At 31.6% G+C, this 24653-nt stretch carries 23 protein-coding genes and 8 pseudogenes; 3 read left to right on the forward strand and 28 right to left on the reverse strand.

The annotated features are described in order from the left end of the window. The first annotated feature begins 254 nt into the window (after positions 1–254). Positions 255–3782 (forward strand): annotated as a pseudogene (gene nifJ / locus JCM7501_RS06180) (pyruvate:ferredoxin (flavodoxin) oxidoreductase). Positions 3783–3928: 146 nt separating this feature from the next. Further along, a pseudogene (locus JCM7501_RS06185) lies at positions 3929–5015 on the forward strand (VIT1/CCC1 transporter family protein). Positions 5016–5148: 133 nt separating this feature from the next. Here the strand turns inward: JCM7501_RS06185 and JCM7501_RS06190 are convergent. The 4 pseudogenes from JCM7501_RS06190 to JCM7501_RS06205 all read right to left on the reverse strand — a co-directional run bounded on the left by JCM7501_RS06190 (position 5149) and on the right by JCM7501_RS06205 (position 9072). Beyond that, positions 5149–5993: pseudogene (locus JCM7501_RS06190) on the reverse strand (M42 family metallopeptidase). Between the two features lie 133 nt (positions 5994–6126). Next, positions 6127–7148, reverse strand: a pseudogene (locus JCM7501_RS06195) (M42 family metallopeptidase). Next, positions 7139–8001 (reverse strand): annotated as a pseudogene (locus JCM7501_RS15845) (M42 family peptidase). The pseudogenes JCM7501_RS06195 and JCM7501_RS15845 overlap by 10 nt, the downstream one beginning before the upstream one ends. 409 nt (positions 8002–8410) lie before the next feature. Then, positions 8411–9072, reverse strand: a pseudogene (locus JCM7501_RS06205) (SdpI family protein). Between the two features lie 101 nt (positions 9073–9173). Between JCM7501_RS06205 and JCM7501_RS06210 the strand changes: the two are divergent. After that, positions 9174–10121, forward strand: a complete 948-nt coding sequence (locus JCM7501_RS06210) for an AEC family transporter (RefSeq protein WP_012994540.1) — start codon at positions 9174–9176, stop codon at positions 10119–10121. Between the two features lie 71 nt (positions 10122–10192). Here the strand turns inward: JCM7501_RS06210 and JCM7501_RS12925 are convergent, their stop codons facing one another. The 24 genes and pseudogenes from JCM7501_RS12925 to JCM7501_RS06300 form a co-directional block, all read right to left on the reverse strand. Then, on the reverse strand, positions 10193–10357 hold the full coding sequence (locus JCM7501_RS12925; protein ID WP_211204194.1) for a hypothetical protein: 165 nt from the start codon (positions 10355–10357) through the stop codon (positions 10193–10195). 48 nt (positions 10358–10405) lie between these two features. Further along, positions 10406–11074 (reverse strand): ABC transporter ATP-binding protein, encoded by a 669-nt coding sequence (locus JCM7501_RS06215; RefSeq protein WP_012994539.1) that lies wholly within the window; start codon positions 11072–11074, stop codon positions 10406–10408. Between the two features lie 32 nt (positions 11075–11106). Then, positions 11107–11958, reverse strand: a complete 852-nt coding sequence (locus JCM7501_RS06220; RefSeq protein WP_054644810.1) for an ABC transporter permease — start codon at positions 11956–11958, stop codon at positions 11107–11109. 23 nt (positions 11959–11981) lie between these two features. Next, on the reverse strand, positions 11982–12398 hold the full coding sequence (locus tag JCM7501_RS06225; protein WP_162199501.1) for a hypothetical protein: 417 nt from the start codon (positions 12396–12398) through the stop codon (positions 11982–11984). Positions 12399–12415: 17 nt separating this feature from the next. After that, positions 12416–13576: an ABC transporter permease gene (locus JCM7501_RS06230; RefSeq protein WP_054644812.1), complete on the reverse strand. Its 1161-nt coding sequence runs from the start codon at positions 13574–13576 to the stop codon at positions 12416–12418. Between the two features lie 142 nt (positions 13577–13718). Next, positions 13719–13847: an ATP-binding protein gene (locus JCM7501_RS16200; protein WP_370590980.1), complete on the reverse strand. Its 129-nt coding sequence runs from the start codon at positions 13845–13847 to the stop codon at positions 13719–13721. A gap of 58 nt (positions 13848–13905) precedes the next feature. Beyond that, positions 13906–14338 (reverse strand): annotated as a pseudogene (locus JCM7501_RS14450) (IS21 family transposase); the annotation flags it as partial. 175 nt (positions 14339–14513) lie between these two features. Then, on the reverse strand, positions 14514–15209 hold the full coding sequence (locus tag JCM7501_RS06240; RefSeq protein ID WP_028992185.1) for a CPBP family intramembrane glutamic endopeptidase: 696 nt from the start codon (positions 15207–15209) through the stop codon (positions 14514–14516). Between the two features lie 18 nt (positions 15210–15227). Continuing rightward, positions 15228–16007 carry an ABC transporter permease gene (locus tag JCM7501_RS06245; RefSeq protein WP_154653784.1) on the reverse strand — a complete coding sequence of 260 codons (780 nt, stop codon included), beginning with the start codon at positions 16005–16007 and terminating at the stop codon, positions 15228–15230. A 5-nt stretch (positions 16008–16012) separates the two neighbouring features. Beyond that, positions 16013–16348, reverse strand: coding sequence for an ATP-binding cassette domain-containing protein (locus JCM7501_RS12615; RefSeq protein WP_082392678.1), 336 nt, complete (start codon positions 16346–16348; stop codon positions 16013–16015). A gap of 23 nt (positions 16349–16371) precedes the next feature. Continuing rightward, positions 16372–16899: an ABC transporter ATP-binding protein gene (locus tag JCM7501_RS12620; protein WP_082392680.1), complete on the reverse strand. Its 528-nt coding sequence runs from the start codon at positions 16897–16899 to the stop codon at positions 16372–16374. 313 nt (positions 16900–17212) lie between these two features. Continuing rightward, complete coding sequence (locus tag JCM7501_RS06255; RefSeq protein WP_054644813.1) at positions 17213–17656, reverse strand: hypothetical protein; 444 nt, start codon at positions 17654–17656, stop codon at positions 17213–17215. After that, positions 17656–18018, reverse strand: coding sequence for a P-loop NTPase family protein (locus JCM7501_RS06260; protein ID WP_054644814.1), 363 nt, complete (start codon positions 18016–18018; stop codon positions 17656–17658). Before JCM7501_RS06260 ends, JCM7501_RS06255 begins: the two co-directional genes overlap by 1 nt. 23 nt (positions 18019–18041) lie before the next feature. Then, positions 18042–18511: pseudogene (locus JCM7501_RS06265) on the reverse strand (ATP-binding cassette domain-containing protein). Between the two features lie 41 nt (positions 18512–18552). Next, the gene (locus JCM7501_RS06270) at positions 18553–19827 is read right to left on the reverse strand and encodes a radical SAM/SPASM domain-containing protein (protein ID WP_038002084.1); all 1275 of its coding nucleotides are present in this window, start codon (positions 19825–19827) and stop codon (positions 18553–18555) included. Positions 19828–19916: 89 nt separating this feature from the next. Continuing rightward, positions 19917–20087, reverse strand: coding sequence for a hypothetical protein (locus JCM7501_RS12935; RefSeq protein ID WP_156202104.1), 171 nt, complete (start codon positions 20085–20087; stop codon positions 19917–19919). Between the two features lie 63 nt (positions 20088–20150). After that, positions 20151–20600 (reverse strand): hypothetical protein, encoded by a 450-nt coding sequence (locus JCM7501_RS06275; protein WP_028992191.1) that lies wholly within the window; start codon positions 20598–20600, stop codon positions 20151–20153. A 419-nt stretch (positions 20601–21019) separates the two neighbouring features. Continuing rightward, positions 21020–21409: a helix-turn-helix transcriptional regulator gene (locus JCM7501_RS06280; RefSeq protein WP_154653785.1), complete on the reverse strand. Its 390-nt coding sequence runs from the start codon at positions 21407–21409 to the stop codon at positions 21020–21022. 79 nt (positions 21410–21488) lie between these two features. Next, positions 21489–21632, reverse strand: a complete 144-nt coding sequence (locus JCM7501_RS13130) for a hypothetical protein (RefSeq protein WP_173571579.1) — start codon at positions 21630–21632, stop codon at positions 21489–21491. 3 nt (positions 21633–21635) lie between these two features. Beyond that, on the reverse strand, positions 21636–22130 hold the full coding sequence (locus tag JCM7501_RS06285) for a nitroreductase family protein (protein WP_013149842.1): 495 nt from the start codon (positions 22128–22130) through the stop codon (positions 21636–21638). Further along, the gene (locus JCM7501_RS14455) at positions 22106–22591 is read right to left on the reverse strand and encodes an ABC transporter permease (protein ID WP_306301455.1); all 486 of its coding nucleotides are present in this window, start codon (positions 22589–22591) and stop codon (positions 22106–22108) included. The genes JCM7501_RS06285 and JCM7501_RS14455 overlap by 25 nt, the downstream gene beginning before the upstream one ends. Positions 22592–22594: 3 nt before the next feature. Beyond that, the gene (locus JCM7501_RS14460) at positions 22595–22924 is read right to left on the reverse strand and encodes a hypothetical protein (RefSeq protein ID WP_256201209.1); all 330 of its coding nucleotides are present in this window, start codon (positions 22922–22924) and stop codon (positions 22595–22597) included. Beyond that, positions 22917–23684 carry an ABC transporter permease gene (locus JCM7501_RS06295; protein WP_028992192.1) on the reverse strand — a complete coding sequence of 256 codons (768 nt, stop codon included), beginning with the start codon at positions 23682–23684 and terminating at the stop codon, positions 22917–22919. Before JCM7501_RS06295 ends, JCM7501_RS14460 begins: the two co-directional genes overlap by 8 nt. Before the next feature lies 1 nt (position 23685). Then, entirely contained in the window at positions 23686–24651 is a 966-nt protein-coding gene (locus JCM7501_RS06300) for an ABC transporter ATP-binding protein (RefSeq protein ID WP_028992193.1), read from the reverse strand. Positions 24652–24653: the final 2 nt, after the last annotated feature.

Below are 24653 nucleotides of genomic sequence, written 5' to 3' on the forward strand. Positions count from 1 at the left end.
TAAATTTTTTGATATAGATTTGTCACAAAAAAGTTTTAATTTTTTAATTCAGTATGGTATAATTATTATGTACCTGTTATATAGCGTTAATAACAGCAAAAATCTAAATTATTGCAAGCTGTTATATACGCTATAAATATCTGTTATATAATAGAATAAAATATTGTATACTGTGCTATAGCAGGTACATCTTTCTATGATCGCTGATTTTCGTTCATTTTTACTAATTTTAAAATAAGGAGAGGAGAAAAGAAATGGCTAAAGTAATGAAGACCATGGATGGTAACACAGCTGCTGCCCATGTGCTTATGCTTTCACAGAAGTAGCTGCGATTTACCCCATAACTCCATCATCTCCAATGGCAGAAGTAGTAGATGAATGGAGTGCTCATGGAAGAAAAAACATATTTGGTCAGCCAGTAAAAGTTATTGAAATGCAATCAGAAGCAGGTGCTGCAGGAGCTGTCCATGGGTCACTAGCAGCAGGCGCTCTTACAACAACATTTACTGCATCACAAGGACTTCTTTTAATGATTCCCAATATGTATAAAATCGCAGGAGAGCTTTTACCTGGGGTATTCCATGTAAGTGCACGTGCAGTTGCAACCCATGCTCTTTCAATTTTCGGAGACCATTCCGATGTTATGGCATGCCGTCAGACAGGCTTTGCTATGCTTGCTTCTGGCAGTGTACAGGAGGTAATGGATTTAGCAAGCGTGGCACACCTTTCTGCTATTAAAGGAAGAGTGCCTTTCTTGCACTTCTTCGATGGATTTAGAACATCTCATGAAGTGCAAAAAATCGAAGTTTTAGACTACGAAGACCTTGCAAAGCTTGTAGATTATGAAGCTTTAAAAGCCTTCAGGAAAAGAGCATTAAATCCAGAGCATCCTGTAACAAGAGGTACAGCTCAAAACCCAGACATATTCTTCCAAGGAAGAGAAGCTGCCAATAGATTCTACAATGCTATACCTGAAATCGTAGAATATTATATGAATGAAATAAAGAAATTAACAGGAAGAGAATATAAGCTGTTCAATTACTACGGCGCACCAGATGCAGAAAGAATAATAATAGCAATGGGTTCTGTGACAGAAACTATTGAGGAAACAGTTGATTATTTAATGAAAAAAGGTGAAAAAGTAGGAGTAGTTAAAGTTCATCTTTACAGGCCTTTCTCTGCAAAACATTTGTTAGATGTAATACCAAAAACTGTTAAGAAAATAGCAGTGCTGGATAGAACAAAAGAACCCGGTTCAATTGGCGAACCTTTATATGAAGATGTAAAAACTGCTTTGTTTGACAGCGAATTGCGTCCAGTTATCGTTGGAGGTCGTTATGGTCTTGGTTCAAAAGACACTACACCTGCACAGATAATCGCTGTATTCGACAACCTCAAAGCCGATAAACCAAAAGACCATTTCACAATAGGAATAATTGACGATGTCACCTTTACATCACTTCCTGTAGGTGAAGAAGTTGATACCACACCGGAAGGAACAACCAGCTGTAAATTCTGGGGATTTGGTTCTGATGGTACAGTAGGCGCAAACAAGAACGCTATAAAGATCATAGGTGATAATACAGATTTATATGTGCAAGCATATTTCTCTTATGATTCAAAAAAATCAGGCGGTGTAACAGTATCCCACTTAAGATTTGGCAAAAAACCAATAAGGTCAACATACTTGATAAACAAAGCAGACTTTATTGCTTGCCATAAGCAATCTTACGTTTACAACTATGACATATTAGCTGGATTAAAAGATGGCGGTACTTTCCTTCTAAATTGCAATTGGAAAGTTGAAGAACTAGATAAGAAACTACCTGCTTCTATTAAGAGATATTTAGCTAGACACAATATCAACTTCTACATCATCAATGCTGTAGACATTGCAAAAGAAATAGGTTTAGGCGGAAGAATTAACATGATAATGCAATCTGCTTTCTTCAAACTCACAAACATAATACCAATTGAAGAGGCAGTAAAACACTTAAAAGAAGCTATCGTAAAAGAATACGGACATAAAGGCGAAAAGATAGTACAGATGAACTACGAGGCTGTGGACAGAGGTATAAATTCTTTAGTCAAAGTAGAAGTACCTGCTTCTTGGGCAGATGCTGAGGAAGAGCCAAAATCAGAAAGACAAGCGCCTGATTTTGTAAAGAACGTTGCCGACGTAATGAATAGACTGGAAGGAGACAAACTTCCTGTAAGTGCTTTCCTCGGAAGAGAAGATGGTACCTTCCCACCAGGAACTGCAGCTTATGAGAAACGTGGAATTGCTGTTGACGTACCTGAGTGGCAAATAGATAACTGTATACAGTGTAACCAATGTGCATTTGTATGTCCTCACGCTGCAATAAGGCCATTTTTTGCTCACTGAAGAAGAGGCCAAAAATGCACCAGAAGGCTTTAAAGTTAAAAAAGCTATTGGAAAAGGCTTTGAAGGATTGTATTACAGAATTCAGGTTAGCGTTCTTGACTGTACAGGTTGCGGCGTTTGCGCAAATGAATGCCCTGCAAAAGAAAAAGCGCTTGTAATGAAACCTTTAGAAACACAAATGGAAGAAGCAAAGAATTGGGAATACGCAATGACTTTATCGCCAAAAGAAAACCCAATGAACAAAGAAACAGTAAAAGGAAGCCAGTTCGAAAAGCCTCTGCTTGAATTCTCAGGTGCTTGCGCAGGATGCGGTGAAACACCTTACGCTAAACTTGTCACACAGCTTTTTGGCGATAGAATGATGATTGCAAATGCTACAGGTTGTTCTTCAATTTGGGGAGCAAGTGCACCATCTACACCATATTGTACAAACCATGAAGGAAAAGGACCAGCTTGGGCAAACTCCCTCTTTGAGGATAACGCAGAATTTGGTCTTGGCATGGCATTAGCTGTAAAACAACAAAGAGCAAAATTAGCTGATATAGTAAAAGAACTGTTGGAGCTTAACATCACACCAGAGTTAAAAGAAGCATTGCAATTCTGGCTTGACAACATGATGGATGGCAAAAAATCCAAAGAAGCTACAATCAAACTCTTACCAATACTTCAAAACTACAAAACAGAAGATACAAAAGTAAAAGAGCTCATTAACGAAGTGCTTGAAAGAAAAGATTATCTCATCAAGAAATCGCAATGGATATTTGGTGGCGACGGTTGGGCATACGATATAGGCTATGGTGGCTTAGATCATGTTCTTGCTTCAGGAGAAGATATAAATGTTTTAGTATTTGATACAGAAGTTTATTCAAATACTGGCGGGCAATCATCAAAAGCAACACCAGTAGGAGCAGTAGCACAATTTGCTGCAGCTGGTAAACCAATTGGCAAGAAGGACCTAGGAAGAATGGCAATGACATACGGATATGTATATGTAGCACAAGTTGCAATGGGAGCAAGCCAAACACAATTAATAAAAGCGCTAGTAGAAGCAGAAAGCTATCCAGGACCATCTCTCATCATAGCTTATGCTCCATGTATCGCTCATGGCATAAAACAGGGTATGAGCTGTAGCCAATTAGAAGAAAAGAAGGCCGTAGAGGCAGGATATTGGGTTCTCTATAGATACAATCCGCTTCTTAAGAAAGAAGGTAAGAATCCATTCATACTCGACTCCAAGCCACCAAAACTCTCAGTGAGAGACTTCTTGCAGGGTGAAGTCAGATTCTCGGCTCTGGAAAAGACTTTCCCTGAAAAAGCACAGAAGCTCTTTGAAGAAGCTGAGAAACAAGCTCAAGAGAGGTATAAAATCTACGAAAAATTGGCAAAAGATGAATAAAAAGTGGAGGGGGGTATTCCCTCCTTTTTTATTTTTGTAATAATTATCACTATTGGCTTTAATCCTTCTTTAATATGGTATAATAAATATAAATTTTATTTCTGGTATTTTCACAAAAATTATTCTCAGAAAGGACGGTATGACAAATGAATCCTATAGACCAAGCTATCAATTTTTACAAAGAAGAAGTTGAAGCTGCCGAGCTTTATACATACCTGGCAAAAATAGAAAAAAATCCACAAACTAAAGGTAATTGACGCGCTTGCAAAAATGGAGCGTGTTCATGCAAAATTTTGGCATCAATTTTTAAAAACCAGGAATATAGAAATTCAAGAAGGAAAATTCCACAAATTTAAGCTTTTTACTTATAAAATATTGAGAACTTTACTTGGAAGCAAATTATTTGTCACAATACTTGAGATGAATGAGGTAATAAGTACCGAATCCTATTACCGCTATTTTCACGAAGCCTCTCTTACAGAAAAAGAAAAGGCAATTCTCTCAAAAATCATAGAAGACGAACTGGAACATGAAAAAATCTTTAGCAGACAAAAAGACAAATTCAGCATAGAAAACATAAGAGATTTCATACTTGGGATGAATGATGGCCTTGTAGAAATATTAGGAACTGTAACAGGCCTTTCTGCCGTTTATCCAAAAAGCCCCATCACCGTTGGAACCGCTGGCTTAGTAGTAGGAGTAGCTGGTGCTCTTTCCATGGCAATAGGTGCATACACCTCTGTACGGTCTCAACGACAAGTAAATGAGGGAATAAAAAGTAAAATGGAACTTTTATTCAAAGTGTCTAAGGACAGGGCAAAAGAGGAATTCGTGAGTAAATTGTTACAATCTGGCATACCTGAAGATGTCGGAACAGAAATCTTAGGAAAACTCAGTGACAATGAAGATGCCATGATAAACCTCTTAACAGAAGAAATTTCTGAAAACGAAATAAAATCTGCTCTATATACCGGCATTGCATACCTTGTGGGACTCCTATTCCCCGTTTTGCCTTATTTTATAATCACCTCGTCATCTTTAGTAGCACTTTTATTTTCAGTAATTTTTGCAGCAATAGCACTTTCTATAGTAGGAATTGTAGTATCTGTCGCTTCAGAAAGTCTTTCTGTAAAAGGAAAGGTTTTAGAAATGGTAACAACAGGCCTTGGAGCAGCAGCTTTATCATATCTTTTCGGCACTTTGGTACAATATGTATTTGGCATACAAGCATAAAAGGGCAGAGGTTCTGCCCTTTTTTATTTTTATATTATCTTTTTTAGTTATTTTACTTTTTGGCCTTAACAAGCAAGCAAAATGAAGGTTTATCTTGTCTAGAGAAAAACAGAACGTTTGATACTTCTTTCAATTACTTTTCAAGAACTTTTTTCAAAAGTTCAATACTTGCCTCAATGTCATTTTTGTCTACCATCTCTGATATGCTGTGAACATACCTTGTAGGAATCGATATAACACCTGCCGGTATACCACCTTTTGTCAAATGTATAGGTCCTGCGTCAGTTCCACCAAATTCAAGTATTTCTAACTGATAAGGAATGTTATTTTCTTTCGCTACCTCAATCATCATCTCCCTCACAGAAGGACTTACTATTATTGACCTGTCCATCACTTTTATAGCTGCCCCTTTACCAAGAGAGACTGCCATCTTTTCGCTTTAGGTGTATCGCCAGTTGATGTAACATCAACTGCTACAGCAAAATCAGGATGTATGTTATAGGCAGCTGCAGCAGCTCCTCTTGTCCCCACTTCTTCTTGAACAGTAAACACAAAATACACTTCGTTTTCTGTTTTAAGATTTTTTAGTGCCTCAATAACTACATAGCATCCTATCCTATCATCAAAAGCCTTTGATATAAGTCTATCACCTGCTTCAATAAATTCACCTGCAAAAGATGCACTATCTCCAATATTGACATATTTTTGAGCTTCTTCCTTATTTTTTGCCCCAATATCTATATACAATTTTTCAACTCTAAAATCTTTTTTATCCTCTAAATATTCTACTCCTATGGCTCCTTGAACTCCATTTTTAAAAACCACTCTCCTCCCTACTATCTGTTCTACAGAAACTCCCCCTATAGTAGTAAACCTCAAGAAACCTTCATCTTCTATGTGTGTAATCATAAGTCCTATTTCATCTGTATGAGCAGCCACCATTATTTTTTTACCTTTTCCTGCTTTTCTGCATATCATATTCCCTAATGCATCGTATGTAATCTCATCACAAAAATCTTTTACTTCCTCTTTTATAACCTGTAAAACTTCTCCTCACTTCCTGAAGGTCCATAAGTCTGTGTAAGTTTTTTTATCAACTCTATATTTAAACTCATATCAAAGCCTCCTTCTCAATATTCTTTATTATCAAATCAACTAATTTGACTGTGTTGTTAAAATCCTCTAAAAAGGCTACAGAATTAAAAGAGTGAATATACCTACAGGGGACAGATACAGCAATTGCTTTTATGCCACCCTTCGTTAGGTGAATTTTACCTGCATCATTGCCACCACTGGCTATCCTTCTAAACTGATAAGGCACACCATTTTCTTCTGCTATTTTTACAATCTTGTTAATTATCTTTTTGTCATAAAGGGTCGTTCTGTCCATTAATGAAATTGCCGGCCCCTTCCCTAACTCGGTAGAAACCAAATGAGGTTCCGAGTCAGAAACATCCGCAGCCACTGTGCCTTCCACAACTATAGCAAAATCCGGCTCTATATTGTAGCTGCAACGCCAGCTCCTCTTAAACCAACCTCTTCCTGCACAGTAAAAGCTGCACAAACAGGATATTCATAATCCCTTTTCAAGATCTCTATCAAAACATTGCAGCCTATTCTGTCATCTAAAGCCTTTGATTTTACATATCCATTTCCCAGTAATTCAAAGTTGGCATCAAAATACACATAATCCCCTACAGAAACGTGCTTTAATGCCTCTTCCTTTGAAGTAGCCCCTATGTCTATGTACAATGCATCAAAATCAAGAGGCTTCTGCTGCTCTTCCCTTTTTTGAAGATGTATAGGCTTAGCACCTATTACGCCATTTACCCTCTTTTCGCCCACTTTTACAGTTTTAGATACAAGTATTCGGTTGTCTACTCCCCCAACAGGTGAAAAGCTCAAAGTCCCGTCTTCGTTTATAGACTTCACCATTAAAGCTACTTCATCCATGTGGGCAGCCAGCATCACTTTAGGTTTTTCCTTTTTCCCTTTTTTGCAGGCTATTAAATTACCCATTTTGTCTACATAAAGTTCATCAACATAAGGTTTTACAATCTCTTTAATTTTCTCCCTTACTTCTTTTTCATCTCCTGAAGCACCCATCAAATCTGTCAGCTCTTTTAATAACATAGTTGTCCCTCCAATTCCTCTGGAAGATTGGCAATATAATAGGCCAAAAGCTTTCCACTATTTATGATGTCCTTAATATTAACAGTCTCCACTGATGTATGCATGTACCTTAAAGGTATTGAGACAAGTCCTGTTGGAACTCCTCCCCTTGAAATCTGTATAGCCCATGCATCTGTCCCTGAAGGTCCAGGAAGTGGCTCTATTTGGTGATTTATATTGTACTCTTTTGCAGTATCCACAAGCCCTTTATATACAGCTGGATGTATATTAGGACCTTTCCCTATAGCAGGCCCTCTACCCAGCTCTATCTCTGTACTAACACCTCGGGCTTTACCATGTGTAACATCAATAGCAATAGCAATATCTGGCTCAACATTGTAAGCAGAAGTTGTAGCTCCTCTTAGACCTACTTCTTCCTGCAATGTTGCTACTGCATAAACATCGTGATAATGGTATAATTTCTTAAGCTCCTCAAGCATATTGCCATTACAGCAATGCCTGCCCTGTCGTCCAAAGCTTTACCTGAAACATAATCATTTAAAAGCTCTCTAAACTCTCTTTTTATAGTTATTACATCTCCAATTTTAATTAATTCCTCTATTTCTTTTTTACTCATTCCAACATCTATGTACATGTCCTCAATCTTTATAGCCTTTTCCATATCCCCTGAAGACAAAAGATGTGGTGGTTTGCTCCCTATAACTCCCAATATATTCTTCTTTCCGTGAACTATTACCTCTTGAGAGGGAAGAGTTCTTTGGTCTACACCCCCTACAGTGGTAAACTTGATAAATCCCTTATCGTCTATATCCTTTACTATAAGACCTATTTCATCTAAATGGGCTGCCAGCATTACCTTATACTTACCTTTTGTACCCTTTTTTAAAAAAAATAAATTGCCAAATTTATCTTCAGCGACTTCATCAGAAATTGTAGCAAACTCTTCTTTTAATAAATCATAAATTCCTCTTTCATGTCCAGAAACTCCATGGCTTTCGCATAATTTCTTTAGCAAATTCTTATAATCCATTTTCTACCCCTTCCCATCTAGTTTTATTAAACCTCTCCTTTTATTTTTATGATTCACCCCTGCAAGTTTATTATTTCTACAAAACCTCTCAAATTCCTGCTTATTCAAAGGGGTATTGGCTGCCTTTATTAGCTTTACTCGCTAATAAAATGTAGCACTATCCTTTTTGTTATCCTGTTCAATTTTTGGTAAACCTTTTGAACCTTTGGGGTGTTCTTACGTTTATTCCCTTTTATTTTTCTTCATTTTTAAAAATTATATAAGAATATACAATTGGTACTATAACAGCAGTAATTAACAGCACAAACATCAAAACAGCCACCCATGTACCACTGAAGAAGGAAGCAAACAAACCAATAATGCCTGCAATGAGCCATAGTTTCCCGCCTAGCTGATGTGTCTTATTCCATACCTCTTCATCTGCCAGCGTCCAGGGAGTTCTTATTCCTACAAAATAATTATGGCGAAGCTTACCCATAGCACTTCCAAATGCAATGAGCATCACAGGAATCACAGCACTCCCAAGTCTATCCATGTTCACCTTATATCCTAATGCAGAATATGTGGCGGCAAAGTACAATATAGATAAAATAATTACTAAAACAGCCTTATCATCCTATATGCCCCGGCGAACTTACTGTAATTAGCTTTTTTAGGGTCAATCAGAGGAACAAATACCATCAAAAAATATATTACAGTGATAACTGAAGGTAAAATAAAGACATCCTGCTTTGGACCATAACTATCTACTTGGCCAGAAATATTCCAGTGCATTGGAATTTTATCCGGCAGATGCCCAAAAACAGCAAATGTAAAAATCCATATCAATAGTATAATTCCAATTAGCCACCAATCTTTTTTCATTTCCTGTTTTACATCATAATTTTCATGCATAATATTTTTACTCCTTTCTTATATAGTTTAAAATTTTTCTTTTTTATGTTACTCTTAAAAGTAAATACAAAGTTAACATTTCACATCAAGGAGGCAGTTTAATGCAGACTTTTCTATCATCAGTTCAAGGGGTACTTACAATTGTATTTATGTTAATCCTTGGCTATTACCTGGCAAAAGCAGGGTGGTTTGATAGAACAATATCTGATTTATTTGCTAAACTTGTCGTCAATATCACTTTGCCACTTTCTATGATAGTAAACATAACATCAACTTTCTCAAAAAAGCAATTAGAACGCTCAGGAAGAGGACTTTTGATACCTTTTTTGTCAATATTGATATCCTACTTGATTGCATACATACTGGCTGAAATTTTTAAAGTCAAAAGAGAAAGAAAAGGAGTATTTACAGCAATATTTTCACTATCAAATTCCATTTTTGTAGGGCTTCCAATGTCTCAAGCTCTTTTTGGAGAAGTTGCAACGCCATATACTCTTTTATATTACATGGCAAATACTACAATTTGGTGGACATTAGGGGTTTACGGTATTGCTCGGGACACAAACGGCAAAGATCAAAAAATATTAACTTTAGATACGTTAAAAAGAATATTTAATCCTCCTCTTATTGGTTTTATCGGAGGTGTAATATTGGTTTTTGTCAATATTAAACTTCCAACATTTATTTTTGACAGCTTCAAAATGATAGGAGGACTTACAACACCCCTTTCAATATTTTATGTTGGTATAACTATTTACGAAATGAGTTTTGACAAATTTAAGCTTGATAAAGATGCTTTTATGGTTTTTATTGGAAGATTTTTGGTAACTCCTGCTTTGGTATGGATATTAGATTTATTTATACCAATTCCAAAGCTTATGAGAGATGTCTTTATAATAATGTCTGCAATGCCTGTTATGGTAAACTCATCAATAATAGCAAGGGTTTATAAAGCAGATTATGAATTTGCAACAAGTATGATTACATATACAACAATCTTTAGTGTTGTCATAATGCCTTTTTTGATGGTTCTGATAAAGGTTATATAAATCAGAGGATATTTTTTGTGTCATAAAGGTTTCTTAAAAATTAATTATTTGTGAATTTTTAAGGTTCGTTCTTATTTCCCTTTCGGTTTTAATGGTTGTAGGTTTTCTGTTACAGATATAAAGAGTATATTAACTATTCCTATACCTCCAACAATTAACGTAATTGCCGCTATAACCAAAAGTACAGCCGAGACTACAGATAGTACCCTATTTATAACATCTTGGATATCTTTCATTGTATGTGCAATGTATTTGTCTTTATAACTTTAAAAGTTGAGGAAAATTCACTCAATTACCCCATCTTTTATTTTAATTATCCTATCGCTGAAGGATGCAGCATAATTATCATGAGTAACCATTAATACTGTTTTATTATTTTCTTTACTCAAATTATACAGAAGCTTTAAAATTTCTTCTCCCGCTTTTGAATCAAGATTCCCAGTTGGCTCATCCGCAAATATTATTTTAGGATCAATTATCAGCGCTCTTGCAATGGCCACTCGTTGTTGCTGTCCTCCCGATAATTGATAAGGAAAATTCTGCTTTTTTTCAATTAATCCGACCCTTTCTAAAATTTTATCAATATTGCTATTATATTCTTTCCTATTTATTCCTTCAAACTCTAAGGGGAGTGTTATGTTTTCTTCAACGTTTAAATTAGGTATCAAATTATAAAACTGAAATATAAAACCAAATTCTCTTCTTCTCAATTTACTCAATTTATCATCATTTAACAAAGTTAAATCTTCTCCCTTAAAAAAGATACTACCAGAAGTAGGTTTTTCTAAACCACTAAGTACATACAACAAAGTACTTTTCCCTGAGCCAGACGGTCCCATAATAGAAACAAACTCTCCTTCATTGATTTCTAAATCAATACCATTAAGAACTTTTGTCACATTTCCTTCCACATTGTATTCTTTAAATAATTTTTCTGTCTTTAAAATAACCATTTTAGTCCCTCCCTATATTTTTATTTTTTTACCTATTCTATTCCTTTTATTGCTTCTACAATATTAATCTTCCTAATTTTAATAAAAGGATAAATTGAACTTATAAAACCAATAAAAATCGAAGATAATAATAAAATTAAATACACTAAATAATTATAACCAAAAGATAAATCTCCAACATAATAAGACAAAATTTTCACAATAAATAGATTCAGGCAAAATCCAAATAATAAGCCAAAAATTCCTCCCTCAAAACCTATAATAACCCCCTCGCCTATTATACTAAATAACAATTGCTTTAAGGACATCCCAACCGTTCTTTTTATTGCAAAATATCTAACCTGCGTCAAAACATTTATAATAAGATTATTATTTAAACTAAAAATACTTATAAACACCGATATTAAAAATAATGCATTTACTATTAAAAACAATCTATTATTATCTTCAGCATTTAATTTTTTCATTTCTTCAAGTGAATTTATACTATAGTAAGCTCCTTTACCCAACATTTCTGTTATACCATTTTCCACTTGGCTAACATCGTAATTCTTTTTGATTTTTAATAAATATAAAGTGTAGTCATTAGAACCAATGTCCTTTATAAAATTGTCCTTAGATATAAAAAGAACTTTACCCATATTCTCAAAACTACTTACAACTCCAATAACTTTATATTTTTCTCCCTTCTCTTTTGTTTTTGATTTAATTTGAATATAATCACCAACTTTAGTATTTGTGTTCTTAGCAAATGTATTTGTAATTATGATATTTTTTCCATAATTTAATTGCTTAAATAATTCATCTATTGAACCATTTTTATATATTTCAAAAGAAAAATCTTTATATTTCTCTGGATCAATTCCTGAAATTTCTACATCCATATCTCTGATACGTTCCTTTACCCTTAACTGCGAAACAACTTTATCAACCCTGAAATAGAGGATAATTTTTCATCTAAGGACCCCATTGAAGAATCTGTATTAATAACAATATCAACACCTTTATATACCTTATCTACACTTTCTTTGACCAAATATGATAAAGTAAAACTAAGATATGCTATTCCAATTATTATACTAATAAGTATTATAGATTCCGCTGATCTTGAAAAGTCTCTTTTAAATTCTTTATTTAACAATCTTGCTTCCGGTCCCAGTAAATTTATAAATTTTAATAAAGTATTATTAATTAAAATATGTAAAAACTCTATAAGCAAAATAAATGAAAACGAAAATAAAATAATTCCAGAGATAAGATAAAAAATACCATTATCCATTTTCTCACTTAAAATCAATAATATTATAGACACAAATATCATCACTGCTCCGGCATAATTTTTTAAGAATATTTTTTCTTTTTGGTATGTTTTTCCACATTACCTTTTATGATATCTACTACAGAAATTTTAAATATCCTCAAAACTGACAAAATAACACTTAATAAGCCTGTAATCAAAAGCATAAAAAATACTAACATAAACTTTAGAATGCTAAATTTCATTATAATTTCATCTTCAACTATCAATTTAAGAATAAAATGCAAAAAAGGAAAACCTACAATTAAACCAATTATAGTGGAAATTGTAATAATTATGAAGCTTTCTATATATGTACTTATAAATATTTCCATTTTAGTTGCTCCTAAGCTTCTTAAAGTACCAATTTGTGAAATCCTCTCATATAGTACTGTCTTGAAAGTAGAATATGTTAAAAATAAAGTTATGAAAATAGTAAACGCACTAAAAATACTCAATGCTATGCTTATCGTTCCAACATAAGCTTTATAACTTTCTATATCATACCTTTCTTCAACTATGTACCCAGAGCCAATAACTTTTCTTATATCATTAGCAACATCAGAAATACTGTCGAGATTTTTTAGTGTAATACCAATAGAATACACCAACCCTTCTTTTTTAAATAATCTTTGTGCAGCATCAATATTTACAAAAACAATATTACCTTCTTGAAAAATTCCTTTATCCTCTGCAATTCCGCTAACTTTAAATTTTATTTCATTATTTTGAGTAGATAATAAAATAACATCTCCAATATTCAATCCATACTTTTTTGAAAACACCTTGCTCACAACAATTTGATTTTCAGAAGCAGGTAGTTGTATGTGATTAATATAATTGAATGAATAAACTTGTGATTGTTTATTAAAGTCGACACCAACTACATTTATTTTTTCATCTTGATATGCAGCAACACCTCCACATCTTTCAACAATATATTTTATACCCTCAATATTTTTTATTTTGTTTAATACATCCCCTGGCTTAAAATAAATATCTCTATCATTTGAAGAAAGTATTACTATTTGACTATTTAATGTATTATTTCTAAGCTGTTCTTCTCTGGATTCAATAGCCGCATCTTTAAAAAATATAGCTGCCATTAAAGTTACGGCAGATAAAACAAAAGTAAGAAATAATATAAAAAACCTTACTTTTTTAGCAATGATATTTCGCAAAGCCAATTTAAAAAGAGCTTTCATTGATAGCACCTCACTGATGATATTTTTTATTAACATCTAAAATCATATAACTTGTTTTAAATTCTTGTTGTTTAAGACAAACTTAGAATAAAGACCATTTTTGCAAAGATTTTTCCTCAGGCACCCGTGGGGAATTTTTTTGTTAACTTAACTGCTTCATCAATGATTGTTTCATCCGATAGCTTTGTCCATCAAAGATTAACAAATAACAGTAATGTATTAAACGGTCTATTATCGCTGCGGTCATCTGCTCATCATAGAATATATTCACCCAGGAGCAGTAGAGTAAATATGTTTGCCACTATTTAGACTGAATTTCCCATAAGCAGCGGTACCCCACCGATATGTTCAAATATGTTCTTAAGTCCTTCAAATAAACATTCCTGATTTTCTCCCTTGAAAAGCTGTGTATAACCTACATTGCTGTAGGGGAATGATAGATTCAAATAAAATCCATGATACAATGTTCCATTTTCATAAAAATCAACTTCACCAAAATCTACTTGAGCCTCTCCTGGTAGCAGTATGCCTTTGTTTTCCTCGGGCTTTTTTGTCTTCTTCAAGCCATTGATCTATATCTTCTTTGAAAGGCTCAAGTTTTGGAAATACCTTTTTCGCTTTGGTGTCAGTTGAAGCATTCCAGTCTTCATGGTAAACATATTTGCGCACCGTTTTCCGGTCAACTTTAAATTTCCTTGCTATTTCACTGATATTTAACCCTTTAAAAAAGAACGCATTTCTGATATCATCTATTTGGGTCATTGTGAGCATCCTCCATTCCTCCCTTGCAGTTAAGAGTTTCCCTAACTACAAGGATAATGGTTTTTATGGGTGCCTGCAATGACCCTTTGCAAATCTGGGGATTTTTGAGTTGCAAAAGTGGGGATTTTTCTTTGCAACTTTGTCCATTTTTATTTTACAATAAACATCTTTAACCTTATATTAGCGCAACTGCCGCATTATAAGCCCAATGAAGCAAAACACAAGGATGAATACTTTTCGCTCGTGTTGCTATTAATGCCAAGATTAATCCAAGCGGAAAACGAATAAATAAATTAATTTTTATATCTTCATTAGCATGAAATACAAATGCAAAAATTAAAGCATCGATGACTATCGAAGAATAAACATTAAAAATTTTCTTGAGTTCTGTTAATATCACACCCCTTACAAGAATTTCTTCTGATAGTCCTACAGCAAAGTTATGTAAAACCAAAATAAAAAAAAGAGTTTGTTCAATGCGGTAAATACTTAATATTGAAGCAAGTAAAATTGCAAACGAAACTAACATCCAGAAAATATAAATTCTATTTCTTCCATATACCAAACCAATGTTATAAAGTGACTCCTTTTCATACACTTTCTCATATAAAACTGGTAGTACCCCTAAGAAAAATATTACTGGAATGGAGAAAAAACTTATTACATCCTTTAGAGAAGTAACTTTATTTATGTCCAATATAATTGGTCTATTTAAAAATATAGAAGTTATAAATAAAAATGCAATAAGAAGAGTAATAGGAATTGCTATTAGACCAGATATTTTTACGCTTTGTACAATTAATAAATCCCAAAACTCATTAGGCAATATTTGAGGGTTTACTAAAGTTTTCTTTATTTTTCCTTTAATCATTGTATATAACCTACCTTTTTAGTTCTTTATCTCCATTCTTGAAAAATAATATAATGTTACAATCAAAACTATTACGATATATATACCAAGAAATCCAATATTTTGCATAACTTTTATTAAAAGTTGGTATTCTGTTTTATATATATTCCCCCATGCATTTATATCGGCCAAGTAAGTTGGAATAAATCCTTTTATCTTATCTACTTTCTCTAGAACTTTCATTAAAATTATTAAACCTATTGACAGAAGATTGGTTTTATAAATACCAAAAAATAACGACAGCAACATAGTAACTGCAATTATCAAAATAATTTCAAATATTGAAAGAAGAGGCATATATAAAAATGTTAAATATTGTCTACCTAAAAACTCATTAGTTGCAAATTTTGTATTGTAAAGGAAAATATAATAACTGATTATACCAGAAAGAACAACAAAAATGATAAAAACCATTAGAACAGTAAGGAGAGCAAGCACCTTTGACAACATTATTTTTACCCTGTTTTCTGATCTGACAAGCAACAAACTTAAGTTACCCTTCTCTAATTCACCTGCAAATGTTGAAGATGTAAAAATAATAAACATAAAATAAAATAAAAACAAAGATTTTAAGAATCCAAACATCATAATAGCGTATTGGAAAGCAGAAAATTTTTCTCCACTTATCGTTAATATATCACTTTCTGTTTTTGCAAGTAATCCAAAAAGCAGAGGAACAAAAATGGATATCAATAATGACCAAAAAACATCTTTTCTCTTAAATAATTTATATAATTCTATATAATAAAATCTCCTCATTGCTTTCACTGCCCCTCTATGTAAAATAATTCTAATAAACCTGCTTTTTTGATATCAATGTCTAAAATATCAATATTTTGATCATAAAGTTTTTTTAATATGTTATTTAAAATTTCCTGTTTTCTTACAATTAAAACATTGTCTCTTAGATCAAGATAATTATTCATAATTTCATGCTCAAAAGTATTTTTATCAAACTTTTTATTAGATAAAATTATATAGTATTCTTTTTGTTTTACAGCTTCTTTAGGAACACCATCATACAATACAACTCCTTCTCTTAGCAAAATTACTTTATCACATATTTCCTCTACATCTGGCAATTGATGGCTTGAAAACAAAATACTTACTCCCTTATTTTTACTTAAATAACAAGTTTTTCTTTAAGTTCATTAACACCAATTGGATCAAGTCCTATCGTTGGCTCATCGAGAATTAAAAATTGAGGGTCACTCATTAATGCTTGTGCCAAGCCCAATCTTTGTTTCATTCCAAAGGAAAACGTAGTTACATATTTATTTCTTACTTCCCACAAACTCACAAATTCCATTACCTCTTGAATTTTCTTGAGATTATAGTTATTACTTGCTATCATTAAAATTTTTAAATTTTCTAAGGCAGTCAAATAATCGTAAAAGGCAGGTTCTAAAAGTAGACCAATATCCTTTATCACTCTACCATAATTTTGAAATAGATCATAGCCAAACAGTTTTATACTACCTTCTTCAGGCCTTAATAATCCAGTGATGCATTTAATAAATGTTGTCTTTCCTGCACCGTTTGGTCCTACTAATCCTACAATTTCACCTTTAGAAACTTTTACACTAATATTACGCAGTACAACTTTTTTACCATACTTTTTTGTTAAATTTTCTACACTGAGTACCTCCATCCTGTTTTGCCTCCCAAATCAATATCTACCCAATTTACCGCTTTTTCTTGCGTAATTATACATACTTTTATATAAAATGTACCCTAAAAAACTCCAAAATAAAGTGTTAAAGATAGCAATGAAAAGAGTTGTAAATGTAATATTTGTACTCATACCCATTAGTATCACACTGCTAAACGGAATAAGGCTTCAAAAATACACCTACCCGAAGAAATATATTTAGATGGAATAACAAATTCAATCAAACTTAATAAATATACTAAATTCAACAAAGATCCTACCTTTCTATATATCATTGTTAACCCACCAAGTATCATCCTATACTTATTCCATTAAGTAAGGTAAGTAAGATAGTGAAAGGTGATAAAAAAGTATTAGTATTTATAAAAATCCTCACCAAAATTAAAATAATAGTCATTGGGAAAAAAGAAGTTATAAAGCTTATTAACGATCTGCAAATTAAAATTTCAGCAATGGTATAATTACTATTAAACACCTGCTCAAAAGTTCCAATTTCTATATCCTCTCTCAATGAGCTACTTGGTGTTCCTATTAAGGCCAATAATAAGGGATATATAATTAAATTTTCAACATTATCAACATTACTAAATTTATAAACCCCAAAAATAATTGCTGTAATTGCTATTATAAATGAAACAGTATTTCCTATAACATCTAATGGATAATTTTTTAATAAATTTATTAATTTTGTTATTTCAGCAATAAAAAGAACACTCATTTTATTTATGTATGACACTATTTATCCTCCTTAGGAACTATAGATAAGATTTCTACTTTTTTATTCTTTACAGCTTCCGCAGCCAGATACAAGAAATCATAATCATTCATTTTAAATTGTATTGAGTAAATACCTTTTTTATTATCAATAACCTCATAGCAGTATTTTTTTAATGATTCTCCTATGGCATAGTCTAGTATTTTAAAATATACTCTTAATTCCTTGCTAACAAAATTAGTAGGAGACGCGATTACAAGTTTTTTATCTTTAATTATATATTTAATATCACAAATTTCCTCTAAAAAATATTTATCATGACTTGAAATTATAACACTTAACCCTTTTTTAACAAATTTTAAAATAATATCTTTTATAAGCAAACTATTTTCAAAATCTAATCCATTTAATGCTCATCTAATAAAAGTAACTTAGGGCTACCCAATAACGCTATTAAAAACATCAATCTTTGTTTCATACCTTTTGAATATGATTCCACTTTCTTATATACAAAACTTTCCATATTCAACTCTGATATAAGTTCTTCTATAATTTTATTCCTTTCTCTTTTATTATAAAGACCTTTTAGGATAGCAAAATACTCTATATTTTTATAGCCAGATAAATTCCAATACAGACTTCTATTTGTATCAGGCATAATACTTATTATTCTTTTTACTGCCAAAAATTCTTTTTGAACATTCAATCCGTCTACTAGTATTTCACCACTATCTGGAAGAATCATCCTGAGAGCAATTTTATAAAGGTAGTTTTTCCGGAACCATTTGGTCCAATCAACCCTATTATTTTATTCTTTGGCATTTCTATGCTCAAATTTTCAAAAATTATTACATTCTTATAAACCCTTACACAAATTTTTAACTGAAATTATATTATCTGTCACTGCCATTTCCCCTCTATACTATTTTATTCTTTTCCCTCTTTAAACTTTTAAGCATATTCACCACATATTTATAATATTCTGTATACATGCTGCAATAACTATCCTTTCCAAAAAGAGTATGAAAAGAATAAAATGCATTTGCCCTACATCCACCACCACATAAATATCTATACTTACAATTTTTACATTCTTTAAAATCATCAACATGCAAATCTCTAAATCTTCTGGCATTAGAAGAATTTAATACTTCTTCTAGGGATGTATTTACAATGTTACCAAAAGAAAATTCTCCCACATGCAACATGTGACAAGGATAAACATCTCCATTTGCAGCAATACTGATTAATTTTTTCCCTGCCTCACATGATCTCTTTACTTCTACGCTTATATTTTCCACCGAAATATCATTCTTCCCAATTTTATCTGACAAATATTTACCAAGATATATTAATTCACTCGTAGAAGGAACAAAATCTTTACATTCTTTTAAATTATTAAAATTACACGTTAAAAGACTAAAACTTACAGACACATTGAGACTTTTTGCCAGTTTAATATATTCCTCAATATGATAAATATTTTTCTTATGCAAGGTCGGCAAAATATTCACTGATATTCCTGATGATTTTATGAGTTTAATTGTCTGTATCACCTTGTTAAAAATACCGGAATCTCTTAAATAAGTAGCATTTTCTCCATTGAAACCATCAATTGAAACGGCGATATAATCAACATATGGTTTGATATTGTATAATACGCTTTCTTTTATAATAGTACTATTTGTAATAATAACAACTTTTTCTACCATTATTTCTTCTTTCGCATATTTAACAATTTCATCTAAGTCATTTCTTAAAAATGGCTCTCCACCAGAGATAATTAAATTTTTTAACGAATACTTTTTTAATTCTTCAATTATATGCTTTATTATCTCTAGTGAAAGGTCTTCCTCTTTATTCCTCGCGTTATCTCTTGAGTAACAGCCTATACAATGTAAATTACACTTGTTAGTAATATGTAAATACGCACTATCTATTTCATTTTTGCCTTCTATATGATTTGAATCATCATGAACTATTTCATATTTAAACAAAGCCTTCAATAACTCAATATCATCCGCATCAAGATCTTCCATGAGAATAGACTCGCCATTTAATGCTTTTCTTATAAAATGAAACCCTTTATCACTAAGTCCAACCATAGAACCAGTTTTGTAATTACCAATAATATCTATCCCTTCAATATTAAAAAGAATCGTAGTTGGATAAGGTACTACTTTAACTCTCACATTTATTTCCCTCCTATTCTAACATTAGCCAAATCAAAATGGCAAAAATCTTTTAAAACTTCTTTTAAATTTATAAGCAGCCTCTCTATCTAAGAAATATTTCCCGTTTGGCACCTATTTAAAACTCCATATTTTAATAACTTTCTAATAACAAAGGGAACAAAAGGCTTTAGCAAAAGTTTAACAATAGCATTTTGTGTGTATTCAATTTCATTGAATGCTAAAGCTTTTTCGCAAGAATCAGCACCTTTTTTCTTCAAAAAATTTTATACATCTGTTCTGTAAAAAAATAATAACTTCTACACCACCAGAAGAAGACATCATTACTCTCCTTTTTTTTCATAAGATTTTTTAATAAAATTACCAATTTTGCTGCCAATAAAACTAAACAAAGCAGCAATTATTATAAATACAAACAGTCCAGTTATTACATTACCGGTTTCACTAATATGTATCTGAACTGCCGAATTCTGAGACATTGAATTTAATCTATCAATAAACTCTTTTGAAGAAAAAGCTGGAGTAAAAATCAACACAATTATTTCTATTGCCAAAACAATAATAATATTAAATCCTACCACCTTGATTAATCTTGTCGGATTTAATAATCCATTAATAAATGATATTATAGCAACTGTCACTAAAGGGCCAACAATAGTTAATAATATGAAAGCTAAAAGAGTTAAAGAGTTTTTCATTAATGCACCTATTGTTAAAAGAAGTGTTATAATTAGTATAGCTACTATTCCTATAGCATAATTACTTCTTTGCATTTTCTAAAACCTCCATTTTTATTTATGGAGCACGCTCCCCTTTTTGGGGAGCATGCCAATGAGGTAATTTAATATTTATTTTCTGACTACCACCTAAACAATTAAATGCTCCAGTTGTTATAGTTATAACCTATGTTTACACAAAAAACTACACCTACACTTATGCAGCCAGCCTTTTTATTTCCTCCAGCAAATGCAAATAACATTAATCTTTACACCTCCTTTTCCTTTAAATTTACTCCTTGGCATACCTTTAAATTCAAACCCTACTTTAATTCGAAAAAAGTTTTTTAATGTCTTAAGTACGTGTGCTTTTTCCTTCATTTTTAATTTTACAATCCATTTTTTCCAATGTCTACTATATCTTTGTATAGTTTTGGCGAAAAAATAAAAAAACTATACAAAAGTATAGTCCAAATTTAATCTATCAAATTAAGCCTAATGGCTTTTGCAATAGCTTGTTGAAAGTTCTTTACTCGCAATTTTTTAATAATTTCTTTTTTATGATACTTTACCGTAGCTGGTTTTAGTCCGAGTTCCATCGATATGGCTAATTCTGTGTATCCTTTTGCACACTTTTTTATTATTTCAATCTGTTTATCTGTCAATTTTTCAAGGTCTTCCTGTGATTCTAAATCCATTTCTCTTTTATATTCGTTGACAATTTTATATACTAATAAATCTATAAATCCTATCATTTCATCTGCCATATTATGTTTTATTGTTGATATATCCAAATAGCCTACTATATTATCATCAATATCAAGAGGCATGGCTATACAGTAAGTACCATTGTTTGAAAATATCACAATAATGCTGTCCCTGTCCCTATGTCTGTTTTTCAGCTCTATTTCATATTGGATTAAAATCTTGATAAAACTTCTAAGATTATTTACCCTTTATTTTTTCTAATATATCCCTAAATATAACAATACAGCCTATAGCCTGCTTAGTATCCATTACTATTTGATTATTATCTTTTATAAGAATAAAATTTTTATGCTCATCATCAAATTTTATAATCATATCCATGTTTTATATTCCAATGTTATCATCCCTACCTATACCTAGGCATAATATACACCAAGGGTTATAGCCTTTGTCCAGTTTTAACCCATCTATTATTACATCTTTTCTAATTGCCCCTACAAAACATGTCCCGATTCCCATTTCATGTGCAGCAATAATGATGTTTTGTGCAGCAATAACCGAATTTTGACAACTAAATATATTTACAAACTCTCCGTTATATTTCTCTTCAATAATCGAATCATTACATCCAATTAAAAAAATATGTGGTGCTCTTAAAACATGTTTCTGATAATAAGTTCCTTTATAACAAATGTATTTTTCTTCGCTATTACTTACCTCTTTTATAAAAACACACCTTAGTCCTCCTGAGACAGGTCCACTATATCCGATTTCCATTAATACTTTAATTACATCCTGGTCAAGACTAACATTCAAATAATTCCTAACGCTTTTTCGTGAACAAAATTTATCTCTTACATCATATAGATTGTCCCACATTTTTCAACCCTTCTTTTTAATAGTTTAAAGATAAAGACAGATATAATCATCATAATAATCACATAAAAGAAAACCAGGGTTAATTCCATAATTGGCTCGAATATAGTATTGCTCCTAAGTATAGAATGCCTAATTAAATCAAATATGTAAGTTGTTGGCAACACCTTTGAAATCATTTGTATTTTCGGTGGAAGCACAGAAATCGGGAATGTAATTCCACTTAACAACGGCACGGCTCCTGTTATTAAAAATACAAAAGAATCTACCTGCTTTATGTTTAGAGTAATACTACATATGATTATCCCGCTACAAATTGAAACAGCTAATAACAGCAAAACTGATAAAACTAACAATGGTAAACTATAAATACTAAAACTTATATTTAAGTATATAAATATAAACTTTAAAATTATTGCTGAAGCAATAGTATACAATATTGCCTTTATAAAACTAAAGAATATCCACTAATACCAAATTAATTTTTTTACGGGAGAAATCCAAATTTGCTCTAAAGTGCCCATCCACATTTCTTTAGATAAAACATAGCTTGTTTGTTCTTGGATAGAATTAAATATAGAAAAAACAATACCAATACTAATAAAAATAAAATAATTATTTGTTCCTGTAACTTTCTCAAAACTTTTAATATGGTTAGATGATGTTAGATATATTGCTAGAAATATAGCAGGTAACATATTAATCACAGGTAAAAGTATTTCAAAAATTATTTGCATCGGATATCTAATTAGAAAAAGTAATTCCTTTTTTAAAAATACATATGCTTTATCAAACATAAAACACATCCCCATTTTTCATCACTTTCTTCTTAAAATAATAAAAGACGAAGACAGCAATTATATTCAGAACAAATCCATAAATAAATATATATATCAATTGACTATATATTGCTAAAAAAGATGCAGAACCAATTACAACTCGTCTAAATGTATAAATCATTTTTTCAAAAACTATAAATCTACTTAATTTCCCTAAATTGTAAGGCAGGAATGTTGCAGGTTGGCTTACACCACTAAAAATAAGCAAAACTCCACTTATAACCTGTAAAAATGCAAATATTTCTTTAAATTTTAATACTATACCAGATATTACATACGAAAATCCAAAAACAGACGGCATACTGATTAATATAACTACTACTATTAAAGCGTAATTAATCCGACAATCAAATACATATCTAATCAACAGCAAACCTACTAACAATGTCAAACTATTAATTCCAACAGTGACTATACTTTTTCCTAACATTATGTAAATCAGATTAGAAGGTGACATTAAAATTTGCTCTAATGTGCCCATTTCTTGTTCCTTTCTAAGTGAAAGACCTATAGTCCATAGTGCCTGAGATATATACATCCAAAATAGGCTTCCAGATAAAATCCACAAATACTGTGTTTGTTCAACGTTGTAAATTTTTGCAATATAAAATAATGGTAACAAAGAAAAAAGAGCAGCAATTATGTTATAAAATAAATTCAGCGGATATCTACTTAAAATTAAAAACTCCGACTTTGCAGCTGCTAATATATGTCTCATATTAAATAACCCCTTCTTCAAAATAATTTGAAACTATATCCTCTAAAGTAACCCCTTTTACCTCTAAAAAAGTTAATTTACTTTGAGAACTTAATAAACTAATGATTTTTTCTCTATATATACTGCTAGTCCTTACTTGATATGTAAAGTAATTATCCACAGATAATTTGTTTATTGAACCATAATTTAAAATCTCCTTTTCTAAATTATCATCTATCTCCGTTTTTAACTTAAATTCGACCACTTCTTCCATTTTATTTTTTCTCTTCAAATAATCAATTGTTCCCTCTTCAACAATTCTGCCACCCTTCAATATACCTACTCTGGAGCATAACTCTTCTGCTTCATGTAAATAATGAGTAGTTAATAATATAGTCAAACCTAATTCTTCATTTAACCTTTTTAATAATTTTCTAAATTCAAATGCTACTTGTATATCCAATCCAACTGTTGGTTCATCCAAAATTAAAACTTCAGGATCAATTATTAAGGATTTAGCTATTAACAGTCTTTGTTTCATACCTTTAGAATAGGTTTCAACTAAATCCTTTTTATGTTCACCTAATCCAACATAGTCCAAATATATTTCTATATTTTTCTTAAGCTTTTTCTTTGGGACATTATATAAAGTCCCAAAAAATTCTAGATTTTCTTCCGCAGACAGTTTCCAATATAAGGAGCGATCTCCTCCCATAACTACACCTATCTTGGATTTAATTTCTTTTTCATGTTTATCATGTCTCATTCCAAATATTTCAACATTTCCCTTATCTGGCAATAAAATGCCTGTTATAATTCGAATAAGGGTAGTTTTACCTGCTCCATTAAGCCCTAGTAAGCCGTAGATTTCACCTTTTCTTACTTTTAGATCTAAATTTTTTAATACATCATTTCTTTTTACAACTTTAAACCATCTCTTCTTAATATATGATTTATATATATTTGTGCAATTAATTATAGTATCCATTT

Source organism: Thermoanaerobacter thermocopriae JCM 7501, assembly GCF_001310975.1.
GTDB classification, from domain to species: domain Bacteria; phylum Bacillota; class Thermoanaerobacteria; order Thermoanaerobacterales; family Thermoanaerobacteraceae; genus Thermoanaerobacter; species Thermoanaerobacter thermocopriae.